Genomic DNA, 17027 nt, shown 5'->3' on the forward strand with positions numbered 1-17027 from the left:
CCATCCGGTCACTGAGCCTGTCGAAGTGCGGCCCCGCCCCATGTCGACCGCCCTTCGACAAGCTCAGGGACCGGGATGGGGTGCGCGCGAGGACCGGGACACGGTGCACCCGCTCACCGCGCTCCTCACCCGCGGAACGCGTTCCGGTCACTGAGCTTGTCGAAGTGCGGTCCCGTCGTGCGGTCGCTGCCCTTCGACAAGCTCAGGGACCGAGAGGGGTGCGACTCAGGGACCGGACCGGGATGGTTCAGCTCAGGGACCGGGATGGCAGGGTGTGGCTTGGGGACCGGAACCCCCGCTGGGGTTCGTCAGCAAGCGGCGGTCACCCCGAACCGTGCAACCTCTCCGCTCCCTGAGCCTGTCGAAGGGCCCACGGAGGCACCTCGACAAGCTCGGTGACCGGGGTGGGCTCGGTGACCGGGTTGCGCTCAGCGACCGGGACCCGAAGGATCTTCAGCCGTCGGTGAGCTGGAGGGCGCTCCACAGCTCGGCGCGGTCGCCGAAGCGCGAGAGGTCGAGGTCGAGCAGCGACTCCAGCGTGGTGATGCGCGCGCGGAGGGTCTGCCGGTGGATCCCGAGGCGGCCAGCCGCCTGATCGGTCACGCAGTTGGCCTCCAACCACGCCCGGGCCGTCTCCACGTGGACCGCCCGAGCCTCGGCTCCGAGCCCGCCCAACGGCTCCAGCAGCCGATTCGCCAGCACCGATCCGCCCGACGCACTCAGCAACCCGAGCAACCCCTGCTCGGCGAGTGCCTCGTACCGCACGAGTCGCGGCGTCTCCCCGGCCGAAGCGCGCGCCCGCTCGGCCTCGGACAGCCCGTCCCGCAACCTCTCCCAGCTCGTCCTCGCCGACACCCCGCCCGACAGCCCGTGGCGGCGGACGACGGCGTCCCAGAGTCCGGTGTCCGCGTCGCTCGACACGATGACGATCCGCTCGTCCTGCTCGGCGAAGAACAGCTTGCCGCCGTGCGCCGCGGCCTGCACGTCGAGTTCCGAGAGGAAGCCCAGCTCACCCTCGGGGATGTCGACCACGGCGACGCGGATCGGGTCGGGCGGCAGCGGCCCCCAGAGCCGCTGGGCGGTGCGCTCGGCGACGGCGCGGTCCCCGGAGAGCAGCAGCTCGAGGAGCCCGGAGCGCAGCTGTCGGCGTGCGAGGTCGAGGGCGCTGTGCTGCTCGAGGGCGATGCTCGCGAGGCCGATGACGCTGGAGACGAGGTCGTGCTCGGCGTGGTCGAGCGGCACGCTGGAGCCGACGGCGAGGATGCCCCGCAGCTCACCCCGGCGACCGAGCGTCAGCAGCGTCGCACCCTCGGCTCCGTCCGCGAGGTGCAGGCCGGCCCGCGACCCGCGGCGCAACACCTCCGCGACGGCGGCCTCCACACCCTCCGGCACCGGCTCGCGCGTCCTCGTGGTGACCCGGTTGCCGAGCGCGTCATACAGCGCGACCCAGCAGCCGAGCTGCTGCCCCAGCTCCGCGAGGATCGCCGTCAGGCCGTCGGGTCGGAGCGCCGCCCTCGCGACCGCACGCTGGGCGGCGAGCGACCATTCGAGCGACGCCACGCGCGCGGCTGCGACCGCGTCGGCGACGAACCGGATGATGCCGATGAACGGGGTCCGCTCCCCCACCTCGAGCAGGGTGAACCCGTGACGCTCGCACGCGTCGACGAGCCGCTGCGGGATGTCGGCGTGGATGATCCCGGTGGCGAACCCGAGCGCGAGCACGCCCCGGGCGGAGAGGCGGCGGACGTACTCGTCGGCGCGGCGGTCGGCGAGCTCGTCGCTCATCTCGCCGGCGAACTGCATGCCGTCGGTGAGGAGCAGCTGGCCGGGTTCCAGCCAGGGTGTCGGGTCGCCGAGGTCCGAGCTGTGCACCCAGGCGATGTCGCGATCGAGGACGTCGGCGTCACCCGCGACGACGAGGCCGAGCTTGAAGACCGGCTCAGCCATGAGCGTGCGCAGGGACACGTTCGAGGACGCACGGCCGACCTCGCCAGCGATCACTGAAGTGGTGGACATGTGCCGAAGCTATCACCGATCCCGCCATGTACATCGGCCGCGTCGATTGCCAGGCTGCAGGAGTGATCAATGACTTCCTCTCCGGCCTCGACAACGCCGGCGTCCGCGACGCCGACACCCAGCGCGTCCTGCACTCCTGGTCCGCCCAGAGCACGCTCAAGCCGCTCCCCATCGCGGGTGGGCTCGGCAGCACCGTGTGGGACCACGACGGACGCCACTACCTCGACTTCTCCAGCCAGCTCGTCAACGTGAACCTCGGGTACCAGCACCCGAAGGTGGTCGCGGCGATCCAGGAGCAGGCGGCGCAGCTCACCACCATCGCGCCCGCCGCGGCGAACGCGACCCGTGCCGAGGCGGCTCGTCTCATCCTCGACCGCGCCCCCGAAGGCTTCGAGAAGGTCTTCTTCACCAACGGCGGCGCCGACGCGAACGAGAACGCGATCCGCATGGCGCGCATCGCCACCGGCCGCGACAAGGTCATCTCGACCTACCGCTCGTACCACGGCAACACGGGCGCGGCCATCGTCGCGACGGGCGACTGGCGCCGCATCCCCAACGAGTACGCGCGCGGTCACGTGCACGTGTTCGGCCCCTACCTCTACCGCACCGAGTTCTGGGCGACGACGCCGGAGGAGGAGTCGGAGCGCGCCCTCCGCCACCTCGAGCGCACCGTCCAGGCGGAAGGCCCCGGCTCGATCGCCGCGATCCTTCTCGAGACCGTCCCCGGCACCGCCGGCATCCTGACCCCGCCGCCCGGCTACCTCGCGGGTGTCCGCGCGATCGCCGACCGCTACGGCATCATGCTCATCCTCGACGAGGTCATGGCCGGCTTCGCCCGCACCGGCGAGTGGTTCGCGTTCGACGCGTTCGACGTGCGCCCCGACCTCATCACCTTCGCGAAGGGCGTCAACTCCGGTTACGTGCCGCTCGGTGGCGTCATCGTCTCCGAGCACATCGCCCGCGTCTTCGACGAGCAGGTGTTCCCCGGTGGGCTCACGTACTCCGGCCACCCGCTCGCCGCCGCGAGTGTCGTCGCGACGCTCACCGCGATGGCCGAGGAGGGCGTCGTCGAACACGCGAAGGCGATCGGCGCCGACCACATCGGGCCCGCGCTCCGCTCCCTCGCCGAGCGTCACGAGCTCATCGGCGAGGTCCGTGGCAGCGGCGTCTTCTGGGCGGTCGAGCTCGTCGAGGACCGCGACACCCGCGCACCGCTCGATGCGGCGTCGATGGGTCGGTTCAAGTCGTCCCTGCTCGAGGCCGGCCTCCTGCCGTTCATCAGCGAGAACCGCATCCACGTCGTCCCGCCCGCCGTCGTGACCGCCGAGGAGGTCGCCTCGGGCATCGCGATCATCGACGCCGCCCTCGGGGAGCTGCGCGCGTGAGCGGCGACCCGGACCCGTTCTGGGACTCGGTGTCGGGACTCCCGGCACCCGTCCCGGCACGACCAGCACCCAGCACCCCTGCACCCCACGACGCCCAGGAGCCCTCCGCATGACCACCACCGCCACGAGCACCACCCCCACCACCGACGCCGGTTCGCTGCCGGTCGTCCCGCACTGGATCGACGGAGCCGAAGCCCCGTCCACCTCGGGTCGCACCGCCCCGGTCTACGACCCGGCGCTCGGTGTCGCGACGAAGCACGTCGCGCTCGCGAACCAGTCGGAGATCGACCGCGCCGTCGCATCCGCCGCCGCGGCCTTCCCGGCCTGGCGCGACCTGCCGCTCGCGAAGCGTCAGCAGATCGTGTTCAAGTTCCGGGAGCTGCTCGAGGCGAAGAAGGGCGAGCTGGCGGAGATCATCACCGCGGAGCACGGCAAGGTCGTCTCCGACGCGCTGGGTGAGATCACGCGTGGGCAGGAGGTCGTGGAGTTCGCGACCGGCCTCGCGCACCACCTCAAGGGCGAGTTCTCCGAGCAGGTCTCGACCGGTGTGGACGTGTATTCCACGAAGCAGCCGCTCGGGGTCGTGGGCATCATCTCGCCGTTCAACTTCCCCGCGATGGTGCCGATGTGGTTCTTCCCGATCGCGATCGCCGCCGGGAACACGGTCGTGCTGAAGCCGAGTGAGAAGGACCCGTCCGCGGCGATCTGGCTCGCGAAGCTGTGGAAGGAAGCCGGGCTCCCCGACGGGGTGTTCACGGTGTTGAACGGTGACAAGGAGGCCGTCGACGGGCTCCTCACCCACCCCGACGTCCGTGCGATCTCCTTCGTGGGTTCCACGCCGATCGCGAAGTACGTCTACGAGACCGGCACCGCGCACGGCAAGCGCGTCCAGGCGCTCGGCGGGGCGAAGAACCACATGCTCGTGCTGCCCGACGCCGACCTCGACCTCGTCGCCGACTCCGCGATCAACGCCGGCTTCGGCTCCGCTGGTGAGCGGTGCATGGCGATCTCCGTCGTCGTCGCCGTCGAGCCCGTCGCGGACGAGCTCATCGCCAAGATCGCCGAACGCGCAGCGACCCTGCGGATCGGCGACGGCCGCCGGAACTGCGACATGGGACCGCTGGTGACGAAGGTGCATCGCGACAAGGTCGCGTCCTACCTCGACATCGCCGAAGCCGATGGTGCGACGATCGTCGTCGACGGCCGCAACACGCCCATCGACGGCGACCCGAACGGGTTCTGGCTCGGCCCGACCCTCATCGACAACGTTCCGACGACGTCGAAGGTGTACACGGAGGAGATCTTCGGCCCCGTCCTCGCCGTCGTCCGCGTCGCCTCCTACGAGGAGGGTGTTGCGCTCATCAACGGCGGCGCGTTCGGCAACGGGACGGCGATCTTCACCAACGACGGCGGCGCCGCCCGACGCTTCCAGAACGAGATCCAGGTCGGCATGATCGGCATCAACGTCCCCATCCCCGTCCCGGTCGCGACGTTCTCCTTCGGCGGGTGGAAGGACTCGCTGTTCGGCGACACCAAGGCCCACGGCGCCGAGGGCGTCCGCTTCTTCACCCAGCAGAAGGCCATCACCTCCCGCTGGCTCGACCCCTCCCACGGCGGCATCAACCTCGGCTTCCCCCAGAACTGAGGTTCCCGGCCCCTCGGCAGTGCTCCCCGCGAGCCTGCCGAGGGGCCGAGTGCTTCCGGGGCCTCCGACAAGCGGTCCCTGAGCCTGTCGAAGGGCCAGACCAGGGATGGTCCCGCCCTTGCCACGGGTCGGACTCAGCCGCGACAATGGCCCCGCCGACCACGACCGATGAGGGGCGCCACCGATGGCCATCGAACCGACCGAGCTCGATCACCGCTTCACCGCGCCGATCGGCGTCGACGTGAAGGGCGACGTCTGGTCCTGCGTCGAGATGCCCGGCTCGGCCGAGTTCTTCGGCACTGGCAAATCCGTCCGCGTCGACGCGACCGTCGACGGTGTCGAGCTCCCGAGCTTCGGGCTCATGCCGACAGGCTCCGGTGGTCACATGCTGTCCATCAGCGCGAAGCTGCGGAAGCGTCTCGGCAAGGACATCGGCGACACCGTCGACGTCCATCTCACCCGCCGCCTGAGCTGACAACAGGAGATCCGCGCGGCAGCAGGAGATCCTGAGGGAGGACCTCCTGCTGTCGGGCGGATCTCCTGTGCTCAGCCGCCCGTGACCCGGCGGATGAGGTCCTGGATGAACGGCACCACGTCCGACGCCTGGTCGACGCCCGCGAAGGCGACCGCCAGCAGCGGCCACAGCGACACGAGGAGTGCCGAGATCACCGCGGCGACGGCGAGCACCCAGGAGAGTGCGCCGTTGCGACTGCGGACGCATCCGAGCAGGAACAGCAGCGCGAGGACGTACCCGATGAGGAGCGCGACCACGATGCCACCGACCGGGACGTTGAGCGCACCGACCGTCGCGCCGTCGGCCGCACCGATGAGCCCGAGGATCGGGATCAGCACCCCGACGACGATCAGGACGAGGAGGACGACCCCCGTGATCGCGGCCGCCCACACGGCACGCGGACGCGGACGGACGCCGTACGACGTGGTCCGGCTGAAGAGCGGCATGTCACTGCTCCTTCGTCGGCGCCGCAGCTTGGACGGCCGTGGCCTCGGCGGAGGCGTCCGCCACCTCGTCGACGTCAGCGACCTTCGGGGCAGGCTGGTCGTGCGTGTCATCGTCGGCGGGCTCGAGTGCGCTCGGGGTTCCGTCGGGCTCAGCGGCGCCGCCGTTCTGCTCGGGGTCCGAAACAAGGTCGGCATCCGGGCTGGTGGTGGCCGGCACTTCCGCTGGAACGTCGTGGATCGCGTCAGCCGCCCCGACGGGCTCGGCGCCGGTGAGGTTCGATTCGCCGTGCGTCACCTCGTCAGCGACGGTCGCGAGCGAGTCGGCCGCGGTGGCCAGCTGGCGGGCGGCCTCGGCGAGTTCCTCCGACACGTCGTCGGAGGAATCCGACACCACCTCATCGATCGGTTCACCGGCGACGTCGCCGTCGGCCGTGAGCTCGTCGTCGGCACCCGCGACCACGACCGGCTGCTCGTTCTCCAGCGACCGGCCGTCGTCGCCCTCGGACCGGCCGGTCCGCTGCTCCACCGCGTCACCGGCGGCGTCGGCCAGGTCGGCCGCTCCGGCTCGCGCCGAGTCCACCGCGTCCGATGCAGCAGCCTTCGCCGTGCCGAGGGCATCCCCGGCGGCCTCCGCTGCATCGCCGATCGCGGCACCCGCCGCAGACGTCGCATTGCCGATGGCGGCCTTCGCGTCGTCGATCGCCTCGCCCGGATCGGGCTCGATCGGGTCGAACGGCCCGTGGATGTCGGTGACCGTGATGTCGATGTCGACCGGTCCGGGGTGGCGGGCTTCCAGCGCCGCCGCGACGTCGGCCCGGACGGTGTCCGCGACCTCGTCGATGCTGGCCGGGTACTCGGCAACCAGTGAGACCTCGACGTTCAGCACGTCGTCGTCGGCCAGGACGTTGACGCCGGGGACGGCGGTTCGGCCGAGCAGGCGGGTGCGGGCGCTGTCGATGGCGCGGGCCGTCGGGGAGCCGAGGGCGTGCACGCCGGGGACCGTCTCGGCCGTCGTGGCGATGACCTGGGCGAGCTCGTCGGCCTCCTGCTCACGCCGGCGGCCGGAGTCGAGCTCGACCACCGGTGCGTCTGCCGCTTCCGACGAAGCCACCGGCTCCGACACCGTCACGGTCGGCGTCTCGGCGGAGATCGAGTCGGCCACGGCCGGTTCAGCGGCCTCCGGACCAGCGACAGCCCCGTTCGCCGGCGCGACCACAGGAGCGGGCGCGGTCCCCGCGTGCTCGCCGTCGTGCGACTCGATGCGGTGGACCTCGTCATCGGGATGCGCGGGCACGAGCACCGTCGGGTGCTCCGCCCGGACCTCGGCCGGGGTGGGGATGTGGTGCTGGTCCGGGTGCTTCGTGTCGTCGCTCATGCGATCCTCCTCGCACCGCGTCGGCGGTGCATCGGTCCTGCTGCTGTCGGTTCGGGTGCCGCGGCGGCACCGCGGGGTGTCGGGTCAGACGACCCGGTTCGTGCTGGCGAGCCGTGTGCGCAGCCCGCTGACGATCTGGATGACCACCGGGGTGGAGGTCCCGAGGACGCCGTCCCACTCGTGGATGGCCGCCTCGATGTCGCGCCGCAGCTGGACGGGCGAGGCGCCACGACGAGCGTGTGCGGTGAGGCGCAACGTGGACTGCTTGCGGATCCGGAAGCCGGTGACGTCGACGGAGACCACGTCGGGGTTGCGCCCGATCGCCTCTTCGAGGACCTGCTCGGCGACCTTCACGTCGAGCACGACGCGACCACCGGTCGGGGTGTCCTTCGTCCGCTGCTCGTCGACCTGCAGCAGCGTTCCGGTGTGCCCGCGGCCCTGCCGGAACACGAACCAGAGGATGACGAGGATGAGCAGCAGGGCGACGACCGCCGCGACCCACAGGATCCACGGCTGGGCGTCGATGGTGTCGTTCGTCGGTCCGACGGCCCGCTCGGCGTTCTCGCTGATCGTCCGCTGCACGTCAGGCAGGAGCGCACCCACGGACAGGGCCGCGCCGGCCGCGAGGACGACGAGCCCCACGACGAAGATGAAGAACCGGTTGAGGAAGCGATTCGTGGAGTTCATCAGGCCACCGTTCCCTTGCTGCTCACGCGGACCTTGGCGCGGAGCGCCGGCCGGTAGTCGTAGGACGCGACCTCCGCGTCCACGGCCTGCTGGATCTCGCGCTGGTCGACGCGTCGGCCGCTCGTCGGCGTGACGTCGACGCGGGCGCTCCTGGCGCCGACGCTGACACTCACCTGCGAGGGGTCGATGTCACCGGCGTACGAGGCGACGCGGGCGAGCGACTGCGCGATCACCCGGTCGTCCACGACCGCCGCCGTGCGCTCGGCGATCGACCCGCGACGGCCCTGTCGGGCGGGCGCCAGCGACAGGACGATCAGCACGAGGCCGACGATCGCCGCGACCGCGCCGATGCCGACGAGGAGTGGGGCAGGGGCGGTCGCCGCGGTCAGCACCGCGGTGACGATGTCCTTCGGCGCGACGAGGAGCGCCGGCTGCCCGATCGCGGCCAGGACCGACTCGGTGCCGAGCCAGGCGAGCACGAGCGCGAGGATGATCGCGATCGTGATCGCGAGCGTCGACCGCGGCGAGTGGGTCTCGCGACGCACCGCGCGGCGGTACAGGGCTGGGGTGCTCACAACACCCTCCTTCGTTCTTCGAGCTTCGCGCCCGTGATGTGGAGGTCGACGCGTCCGATCGTCGACCCGGTCAGGTCCAGGCACCGCTCACGGATGCTGGTCTGTGCGCGTGCCAGGCGTTCGAGGACGGTTCCCGAGGTCCGGGATCCGGCGCCGAGCGGCGACACGTGGATGGGCGTGCTCGCGGTGACCGTGAGGGCCCCCTGGGCGTCGGAGAGCTCGACCGAGACCTCCGACGCCCGCACACCGAGTTCCTCCGCGGTGACGGCAGACACGACGCGACGCACGGCGCGGGAGCTGATCGTGTTGCGACCATGCACGGCCTGTTCGGCCGTCACCGCCGCGGTCACGACGACCGCCGCCCGCGGAGCGCGTCGGCGACACCGCGCAGGTCGAGCTTGCCCTCGAGCACGCGTCCGATGCCGAATCCGATCAGCATGAACAGTGCGACGAGGATCATGCTCCAGAACCCGAATGCGACGGCCGCCAGCGCCAGGACGGCACCGACGAGGATGCCGCGATCGGTCGTGGTCACTGGACGCGGCTCTCGTCAGCGTCGTTGTCGTCGTCCGACGGGATGTGGACGTCGGCGACGGTCACGTTGACCTCGGTGACGTCCATGCCGACGACGTTCGAGATCGCGTCGGTGACGCTGCGACGGACGTCGTCCGCGACGCGCTGGAGGTCGACGGGGTACTCGGCGACGATCACGATGTCAGCGGCGACCTGCTTCTCGCCGACCTCGACCGAGACCCCCTGACCGCGGTCCTGAGCGTTGATGGCGTTGCGGATGGCGCCGATGGCGCGAGCCGCTCCGCCACCGAGGTCGTGCACGCCTGGGACCTCGCGGGCTGCGATGCCGGCGACCTTCTGGACGACGCCATCGGCGATGACGTTCTTGCCCGTGGAGGTCGTTGCGGCGTGGTTCGCGGTGTCGGTGGTGTTCGACATGGTGTTGCTCCTTCGGTGTCTGATGGTGCTGGTTCACGCTCCGGATGTCCGGCGGCGGTGCCCGTTTCGCGGGCGACATCTATGAGACTGCGCGTCACGCCCGAATCTCACGGTCCGTCTCGAACTTTCCCGGAAGCACTCATTTTTTGGATATCCGGCGACGGACGTCAGCCCCGCAGGGTCTGGCTCGGGCCCTCGCCGAAGCGGTTCCGGTAGGCAGAGGCGAAGCGGCCGAGGTGGACGAACCCCCACCGCTTCGCGACCTCGCCGACCGTGGTCTCCTGCGGCGAGCTGTCGGCGAGCTCGCGCCGGGTGCGGTCGAGGCGGATGTCGCGCAGGTAGGCGGTGGGCGACATGCCGAGCTCGCGACGGCAGTGGAGCTGCAGCGTCCTCGTGTGCAGCCCGGCCGCCTTCGCCGCGTCGGCGGGCGTGATGGGCTCCGCCGCGTGATGGTGCAGGTACTCGACCGCGAGGCGTGTGCGCGCCATCGAGGGCTCGCGGAGCGGCTCCGGCAGGTCGACCACCGCCCACGGTGCGAGCTGGAGCAGCGCGAGGGCGAGCGGTCGTTGGGCGTTCATACGGAGCAGCGGAGGCGCCGTCTCGTCGGTGAGCACCGGGGTGGAGGCGTTCAGCGCCACGCGCCAGCGCTCGATCGCCTCGGGTGTCGGCGTCGCCTCGAGATCGAAGGACACCTGCTGACTCGGGCCGGCGTGGATCTCGGTCGCGATGTCCTCGAGGTACGGTGCGGAGAAGAGCACGGAGTTCTGCCGGTGCGGGGTGAGGTGCACCGTGTACGGCCGGCGGAACGGGAGGACGAACGGGTGTCGCGGGATCTCCATCCGTTGGCCGTCGCGACGCACGATCCAGCCGCCGCCGGTCGTGACCCACGAGACCACGTAATCCGTGAGGCCCGGGGTCTCACCGGTGACGTGTCCGGTCATCGTCGCGGTGCGGAGCGAGACACGGTCGTCGCCGATCGACACCCACTGGAACGAGAACGGCTCGGTGCCACGGGTGACGGTGAAGCGGCTGCCGTCGTAGGCGCGCTCGTAGTTCTGCCGGGCGGTGGCCGGGTCGTCGCCGCTGACCGTGACCTTGCGGACCGGAACCGTCGACGCCGTACTGCTCGCGCTGCCGAGCAGCGGGCTGGTGTCCGAGTCGCTTTCCGGATCTGATTCGGATGCGAGGAAGGAGTGTTGCATGGTCGTCCTTGTGCGAGTGGGGGTCTCTTCGTCGCGGGACGGGCCCCATGGCCCCGTCGGTTTCCCGCGTCATTGGAGAGACGGACCGAGAGGAGGGAATCTCACGGTTCACTCAGCAGTTCGTCAGACAACGCCGTACCGGATGCCTCGCCGCACGCGTTTCGGTGAAAACTCAGTAGTCGGGACCTCCCGGTGAGGACATGAATCCGTCCCCGGCGCCCGGTCCCTGAGCCTGTCGACGGGCAGCCGAAAGCGCCCGTTCCGTCGTCCTGAAGCTCTCCAGACGACGCAACGGGCGCTCTCGGTGATGTCGCAGTGCCGCCTACGCTGCGTCCAGATACCCGTTCGGGTTGAGGACGAACTTCTGCGCAGCCCCCGCATCGAACTCGGCGTACCCGCGCGGGGCGTCCTCGAGGGTGATCGCGGTGGCATTGACGTTCTTCGCGATGTGCACCTTGTCGTGCAGGATCGCCATCATCAGACCGTGGTTGTACTTCATGACCGGGCACTGACCGGTGGTGAACGACAGCGACTTCGCCCAACCGGTGCCGAGACTCAGCGACAGCGCGCCCTTCTTCGCGGCCTCGTCGATGCCGCCCGGGTCACCCGTCACATAGAGCCCGGGGATGCCGAGCGCTCCGCCGGCCGCGGTGATGTCCATGAGCGAGTTGAGTACGGTCGCCGGGGCTTCGTGACCCGCGTCGCCGCCGTGACCACGAGCCTCGAACCCGACGGCGTCGACCGCGCAGTCGACCTCCGGGACACCGAGGATCTGTTCGATCTGCTCCGCCGGCTCGCCCTTGGTGAGGTCGACCGTCTCGCAGCCGAAGCTCCGCGCCTGGGCCAACCGGTCGGCGTTCATGTCGCCGACGATGACCGCAGCGGCGCCGAGGAGCATGGCCCCGGTCGCTGCGGCGAGTCCGACCGGTCCCGCACCTGCCACGTAGACGGTCGAGCCGACGCCGACGCCCGCCGTCACCGCACCGTGGAAGCCGGTCGGGAAGATGTCGGAGAGCATCGTGAGGTCCATGATCTTCTCGAGCGCCTGGTCGCGGTCCGGGAACTTCAGGAGGTTCCAGTCGGCGTAGGGCACGAGCACGTACTCGGCCTGGCCGCCGACCCAGCCACCCATGTCGACGTAGCCGTAGGCACTGCCCGGGCGGTCGGGGTTCACGTTGAGGCAGATGCCGGTCTTGCGCTCCTTGCAGTTGCGACAGCGACCGCAGGCGATGTTGAAGGGCACCGAGACGATGTCGCCGACCTTGATGAACTCGACGTCCGGTCCGACCTCGACGACTTCACCGGTGATCTCGTGTCCGAGGACGAGGTTCGGCGGTGCCGTGGTGCGGCCGCGGACCATGTGCTGGTCGGAGCCGCAGATGTTGGTCGCGACGGTCTTGAGGATGGCGCCGTGGGGGACTTTCCGGCCGACGTTGGCCGGGTTCACCCCCGGTCCGTCCTTGAGTTCGAAGGTGGGGTAGTCGATGTCGATGACCTCGACGACACCCGCTGCTTTGTAGGCGACAGCTCTGTTACCTGACACGTGATCCTCCTTGATCGCGGGCGCCCGTTGTGGGGCACCCTGTGTCTGCTCGACCCTATCCCGCCCCTGCCGCGAGCGGCAGTCCCCCGGTCCCGCAGAACACCTCCGCCGGTCCCTGAGCGCACCTCCGCCGGTCCCTGAGAACACCTCCGCCGGTCCCTGAGAACACCTCCGCCGGTCCCTGAGCTTGTCGAAGGGCACCCCTGTGGAGAGCGCCGTCGGTCGTCCGCACACCTTGTCTAGGCTTCCCTGAGACCGTCGGCCGATGCCACGGTCATCCCCCACATGTACAGACGGAGGCCCAAAACGTACATTTGCGACATGTCCCGGATCAACGTCACCGAAGCTCGCGCGAAGTTCTCCGAGCTCATCGCGCGATCCCACACCGAAGCCGTGTTCGTGGAGCGTCGCGGGCGTGCAGAGGCCGTCATCATCAGTCCCGAACAGTACGACCGGATGATGGAAGCGCTCGAAGACGCCGAGGACGCCCGTGCCTTCGACGCGGCGATGGCCGAGGAGGGCGACAGCATCCCGTGGGCGCAGGCGAAGGCCGACCTCGGCTGGGAATGAGTCGATACGACATCGAGCTGCGGCCGGCCGCGATCAAGGCGCTCCGCAGGATCGACCATCAGGACCAGCGACGCATCCGGGCCGCGATCGCTCTGCTCGGGGAGAACCCACGCCCGCCGAGCGCCACGGCGCTGCAGGGGCGCCCCGGCTTCCGAGTCAGGGTTGGCAGGTATCGGATCGTGTACACGATCGATGACGGTGTGCTCCTCGTGGTCGTCATCACGCTCGGCCATTGGAGCGACGTCTACCGGGGCTGACGTCCGGCGACTTCGTGTCGGCGCCCACCTCTACGCTGGTGAAGCAGACCCCGAGGAGAGCACCCAGCATGAAAAAGACTCCCTTGGCGTTGCTCGTCGCGCTCCTTGCAGCCGTCGTGGTGCTCGTCGCAACACAGTTCGACGGCGGGATCGTGTTCGGCGAGCCAGGATCATCGACGCCGACATCCGACGCGCCGACGCCCGCGGCGGTCAGCCCGAGCGCGCGGGCTTCGCTCGAGGCGGCCGGCTTCGCTGTCGTGGACGCGTCGGGGAAGTTGGTCGTCTCGGCCACCGCAGTCGAAGACGCGCTGGCCGACGTCGACACCGCCACTCAGGTGGCCACCGGCTACGACCGGGACCGGTTCGGTCAGCGCTGGGCCGACATCGACCGCAACGGCTGCGACACCCGCAACGACGTGCTGGCACGCGACCTCGTCGATGTCACCTTCAAGCGGGGGACCCGCGACTGCGTCGTCCTCACCGGAGTGCTGCACGACCTCTACACGGGGTCGACGATCGACTTCCAGCGCGGTGAGCGGTCGAGTCAGCTCGTGCAGATCGACCACGTCGTGCCGCTCGCGTGGGGTTGGCGTCACGGCGGGAACACGTGGACGGAGCAGCAGCGCGAGCAGTTCGCGAACGACCCGATCAACCTGCAGGCCGTCGACGGCGCGACGAACTCCTCGAAGTCGGACTCCGGACCCGGCGATTGGATGCCCCCAGCGGCCGCCTCGCACTGCGAGTACGCGGCGCGGTTCGTCCTCGTCCTGATGGTGTACGACCTCACGGTCGACGACGCCGACCGCCAGGCACTCACGGGCACGCTGGACAGCTGCCGGGCGTAGCTCCCCCTGCACCACAGCAGGACAAACGCCCGAGAACCGGAGGTTTCCCGCGATTCCATCCTGTTCTCGCGCCAATATCCTGCTGTCAGGCGGGACGAAAAAAGCGGCCCACCGAAGTGGACCGCTTTTCGAAACGTGCGCCCGAAGGGATTCGAACCCCCAACCTTCTGATCCGTAGTCTCGGGCGGCGCGTCCAGGGAAGTCCACCTCATCCGAGAATTCAAGCAACCGCGCGCGATCGGACGGTGTCAGACGCCAATGGAACCGGGCGAGCTGCTGTCAGGGTTGCTGTCATGACGTTGGCTCCGCAGGAGGACGTGTAAACATGCAGACCCATAGAGACCACACCCTTGGCGAGGGCTGGTACGCATGCGTTTTTCAGCTGATGTCAAAGTACAAGCCCCGCGGCATCGGCTGGGTGCCGCATCGCGTCTACATAATCCACATCCTCGACGAGGAGCTCTTCAAGGTAGGAATCACTCGATCCTCGACGGGTCGACTGTCCAAACTCGTGACAACGCGTCGTCCTCTCGTCGAGTTCATCCCGGTGGCGAACTCCCGCGTCGCACGCCTGATCGAACTGCACATCCTTGCAGCGCGCGCATACGCACGACGCGAGGCGATCACGCTCAAAGGGCTGCACGGTCGGACAGAGTGCTGGCGGGACACCGCAAAGCCGCCATCCCTCGTTGCCCTGGAGGCCCAGCTGCGAGAGGTGTACCCATCGAAGTGGTGGGACTACTCCGATCCGAACGCGACACGATAGAGCTGACACAAGAACGACCCGTCTCCCCGAGGCGGGTCGTTTCGTCGTTGTTCGGCGAGGAGCGCCCGCCCGGAGCGAAGCGAGGACGGACGCACCGCAGGCGGGCGGCGACGAAACGACCCGCTCCGACGCGGCGAAGCCGGGTCGCTTGAATGAGTATAGAAAGTTCTCACAAAACGCCTTGCCGGTAACCCCGACAGCACTCGCTGGCCGCCGGTCGTCGGTTCATCCCCGAGAGCCCGCCTAGAGTGGTTCAGTGTGGGGAGAATTATGCGCGCAGGTGGGCTAGCATGTAACGAAGTTGGTGACACATGGAGGTTCGATACGAGGACCGAGATCTAGAGCGCACCTGCGCCGATGAACGAACGATGTTCAAGAAGCGCGCGGACGTCGCCGACAAGCTTCGACTTCGGGTCAACGCACTCCGCATAGCCAGCAAGGTCGGGGATCTTCGATCACTCGACCCACTGGGCGATTGGCACCCGCTCACGTCAAATCGAGCCGGCACCTGGGCCGGGAAGCTAAGTCGAAACCAGCGACTCGTAATCAGGCCCGATGGAGAAGGTGCTGCCGCTGATGCGGTGACCGTCACTGTCATAGAAATCTTTGACTACCACTGACCGGAGGGCAGAACAATGACATTGGACACAAACTACGCTGTCGCTCCGGGTGAGTATCTCGCCGAGTGGCTGGATGACACCGCGACAACACAACAAGACGCCGCAAACCTTCTGGGTTGCAGCCGGAAGCTCGTCAACGAGATAGTCAATGGCCGCGCGCCCGTGTCGTCAGACACTGCGCTCAAGCTGGAGCGCTTGACTTCTATCCCGGCCGATTCATGGCTGCGATTCGAAACGCAGTACAGGTTGGACCTTGCCCGAGTTCGCGAGAATGCCGATCTGGCGAAACATGCCTCAATGATCCCGAAGGGAACCGCGACATACCTCCGCAGCATCGGGGCGACCGCGGCAACCCTGAAGACGCCGGGGCAACTGGTAACCGACTTCCTGACCTTCCACAGGTGCGGAACGTGGGAGTCGTTCGAAGCTAGCATTACGGACGCCGCACAAGGCGAGTACGCTCTAGCCGCCCTCACCGAGAGTAAGGCGGCCTTCGATCGCGTGACCTGTGCGACATGGCTTCGAGCCGGCGAACTCTCCGAGGCGTACGAGCGAGGCAGAAAGTACGAGTTCGACTCCGAGCAGTTGCGCGCCGCTCTCCCCATCCTGCGAGAGCGTGCCGCGACGCCCGACGCCCGCCTGCTGCGTGATTTCGCCTCGATTCTCTCCGACGTTGGAGTCGTCTTCTCCATGGTTGAGCCGCCGGATGGACTGCCCCTGTATGGAATGACCCGGTGGATCGATCAGAAAGTACCAGTCATTCAGCAGTCTGGTCGCCGCGCTCGCGACGGGTTCATTATCTGGACGTTTTTCCACGAGCTCGGCCATGTACTGAACGACCCTCGCGGTGAAACCCACATCGAGTACAAGAACGAGAAAGTTCGCAACAGCACCGCAGAGAGAAATGCGAACTCGTTTGCTTTCGACATCCTGTTCGGCGACGATGGACTGAAGCCCTTCAGCGGACTTGCGTCCGACACCGCGATTGTGCGTACTGCACGACAGATCGGCGTTTCACCGGGCGTGGCGGTGCATCAGATGCATCGGAAGAGGCTTTTGTCCTACGCTCACGGAAACCGCCTCATGATCGAACTCGAATGGTGACCCTACGAGTAGGCCGAGAGCTGGCCTCAGGTCCTTCCTAACCCACGGTGCCGTGCGAATATCTTTCCGGTCAAGCTACCGGAACAATCCGTCGGACAACTGCCATCGAGGAGCGATCGACTACCGAATATCCTCGGCACTATTGTGACGGAAGCACAACGGGCGGTTCGTCCGAGGGTGGGGTAGATCCCCCAACGGAACACAAACCTACGGATACTGGATGGGGAAGATGGAAGAAGCAATGCCCTCTATCGAACGTGACTATTATGAGCGAAAATGGATGAGGACTCCAGGGTCAGTTACTCTCCACGGTGACGCAGCGGCAAAGTTCGGTTAGATGGTATTGATGGCCGCTACCGACACGACCAAAGTGGATGATGCGGTCTCCGCCGCACTACGCCCGGTTGATGAGCCATCCTCCCCCGCCCGATCCACGCCGGAAGGTGAGTAGAAGCGATCAGAAATCGGTCGAATCGTCTCTCCCGTTGCAAATGTCAGTTATCTCAGACTTTACCTCAACAAACAT

18 protein-coding genes are annotated in these 17027 nt (G+C 68.3%); 8 read left to right on the forward strand and 10 right to left on the reverse strand.

All coding sequences use genetic code 11. The features are described 5' to 3' along the window. Positions 1-453 precede the first annotated feature (453 nt). Positions 454-2016, reverse strand: a complete 1563-nt coding sequence (locus tag GV015_RS00935; RefSeq protein ID WP_159875956.1) for a PucR family transcriptional regulator — start codon at positions 2014-2016, stop codon at positions 454-456. A gap of 62 nt (positions 2017-2078) precedes the next feature. Between GV015_RS00935 and GV015_RS00940 the strand changes: the two genes are divergently transcribed. The 3 genes from GV015_RS00940 to GV015_RS00950 all read left to right on the forward strand — a co-directional run bounded on the left by GV015_RS00940 (position 2079) and on the right by GV015_RS00950 (position 5521). Continuing rightward, positions 2079-3401 (forward strand): aminotransferase class III-fold pyridoxal phosphate-dependent enzyme, encoded by a 1323-nt coding sequence (locus GV015_RS00940; RefSeq protein WP_371416526.1) that lies wholly within the window; start codon positions 2079-2081, stop codon positions 3399-3401. Between the two features lie 109 nt (positions 3402-3510). Next, positions 3511-5046 (forward strand): CoA-acylating methylmalonate-semialdehyde dehydrogenase, encoded by a 1536-nt coding sequence (locus GV015_RS00945; protein ID WP_159875960.1) that lies wholly within the window; start codon positions 3511-3513, stop codon positions 5044-5046. 184 nt (positions 5047-5230) lie between these two features. Continuing rightward, positions 5231-5521, forward strand: coding sequence for a DUF1905 domain-containing protein (locus GV015_RS00950; protein ID WP_159875962.1), 291 nt, complete (start codon positions 5231-5233; stop codon positions 5519-5521). Between the two features lie 71 nt (positions 5522-5592). Here GV015_RS00950 and GV015_RS00955 read toward each other — a convergent pair whose 3' ends face one another. The 9 genes from GV015_RS00955 to fdhA form a co-directional block, all read right to left on the reverse strand. Beyond that, a complete protein-coding gene (locus tag GV015_RS00955) occupies positions 5593-6006 on the reverse strand; it encodes a hypothetical protein (RefSeq protein ID WP_159875964.1) in 414 nt (137 codons plus the stop codon). 1 nt (position 6007) lies between these two features. After that, the gene (locus tag GV015_RS00960; RefSeq protein ID WP_159875966.1) at positions 6008-7381 is read right to left on the reverse strand and encodes an Asp23/Gls24 family envelope stress response protein; all 1374 of its coding nucleotides are present in this window, start codon (positions 7379-7381) and stop codon (positions 6008-6010) included. Between the two features lie 84 nt (positions 7382-7465). Continuing rightward, positions 7466-8068 (reverse strand): hypothetical protein, encoded by a 603-nt coding sequence (locus GV015_RS00965; protein ID WP_159875968.1) that lies wholly within the window; start codon positions 8066-8068, stop codon positions 7466-7468. Then, positions 8068-8643: a hypothetical protein gene (locus GV015_RS00970; protein WP_159875970.1), complete on the reverse strand. Its 576-nt coding sequence runs from the start codon at positions 8641-8643 to the stop codon at positions 8068-8070. Before GV015_RS00970 ends, GV015_RS00965 begins: the two co-directional genes overlap by 1 nt. Continuing rightward, positions 8640-8993: a hypothetical protein gene (locus GV015_RS00975; protein ID WP_064296820.1), complete on the reverse strand. Its 354-nt coding sequence runs from the start codon at positions 8991-8993 to the stop codon at positions 8640-8642. Before GV015_RS00975 ends, GV015_RS00970 begins: the two co-directional genes overlap by 4 nt. Further along, complete coding sequence (locus GV015_RS00980) at positions 8990-9178, reverse strand: DUF2273 domain-containing protein (RefSeq protein ID WP_064296821.1); 189 nt, start codon at positions 9176-9178, stop codon at positions 8990-8992. The genes GV015_RS00975 and GV015_RS00980 overlap by 4 nt, the downstream gene beginning before the upstream one ends. After that, positions 9175-9594 (reverse strand): Asp23/Gls24 family envelope stress response protein, encoded by a 420-nt coding sequence (locus tag GV015_RS00985; RefSeq protein ID WP_064296822.1) that lies wholly within the window; start codon positions 9592-9594, stop codon positions 9175-9177. Before GV015_RS00985 ends, GV015_RS00980 begins: the two co-directional genes overlap by 4 nt. Before the next feature lie 167 nt (positions 9595-9761). Further along, a complete protein-coding gene (locus tag GV015_RS00990) occupies positions 9762-10796 on the reverse strand; it encodes a helix-turn-helix transcriptional regulator (RefSeq protein WP_159875972.1) in 1035 nt (344 codons plus the stop codon). 322 nt (positions 10797-11118) lie between these two features. Beyond that, positions 11119-12339 (reverse strand): formaldehyde dehydrogenase, glutathione-independent, encoded by a 1221-nt coding sequence (gene fdhA / locus GV015_RS00995; RefSeq protein ID WP_079706515.1) that lies wholly within the window; start codon positions 12337-12339, stop codon positions 11119-11121. 321 nt (positions 12340-12660) lie between these two features. Here fdhA and GV015_RS01000 point away from each other — a divergent pair, with 321 nt between their 5' ends. The 5 genes from GV015_RS01000 to GV015_RS01020 all read left to right on the forward strand — a co-directional run bounded on the left by GV015_RS01000 (position 12661) and on the right by GV015_RS01020 (position 16501). After that, positions 12661-12909, forward strand: coding sequence for a type II toxin-antitoxin system Phd/YefM family antitoxin (locus tag GV015_RS01000; protein WP_064296825.1), 249 nt, complete (start codon positions 12661-12663; stop codon positions 12907-12909). Beyond that, complete coding sequence (locus tag GV015_RS01005) at positions 12906-13166, forward strand: type II toxin-antitoxin system RelE/ParE family toxin (RefSeq protein ID WP_159875974.1); 261 nt, start codon at positions 12906-12908, stop codon at positions 13164-13166. The genes GV015_RS01000 and GV015_RS01005 overlap by 4 nt, the downstream gene beginning before the upstream one ends. 68 nt (positions 13167-13234) lie before the next feature. Then, positions 13235-14011, forward strand: coding sequence for an HNH endonuclease family protein (locus GV015_RS01010; RefSeq protein WP_159875976.1), 777 nt, complete (start codon positions 13235-13237; stop codon positions 14009-14011). A 325-nt stretch (positions 14012-14336) separates the two neighbouring features. Continuing rightward, positions 14337-14777: a hypothetical protein gene (locus GV015_RS01015; protein WP_236555272.1), complete on the forward strand. Its 441-nt coding sequence runs from the start codon at positions 14337-14339 to the stop codon at positions 14775-14777. Between the two features lie 635 nt (positions 14778-15412). Next, positions 15413-16501 (forward strand): HigA family addiction module antitoxin, encoded by a 1089-nt coding sequence (locus tag GV015_RS01020; RefSeq protein WP_159875980.1) that lies wholly within the window; start codon positions 15413-15415, stop codon positions 16499-16501. Positions 16502-17027 lie beyond the last annotated feature (526 nt).

This window comes from Plantibacter sp. T3, from assembly GCF_902506515.1.
Taxonomy (GTDB): domain Bacteria; phylum Actinomycetota; class Actinomycetes; order Actinomycetales; family Microbacteriaceae; genus Plantibacter; species Plantibacter auratus.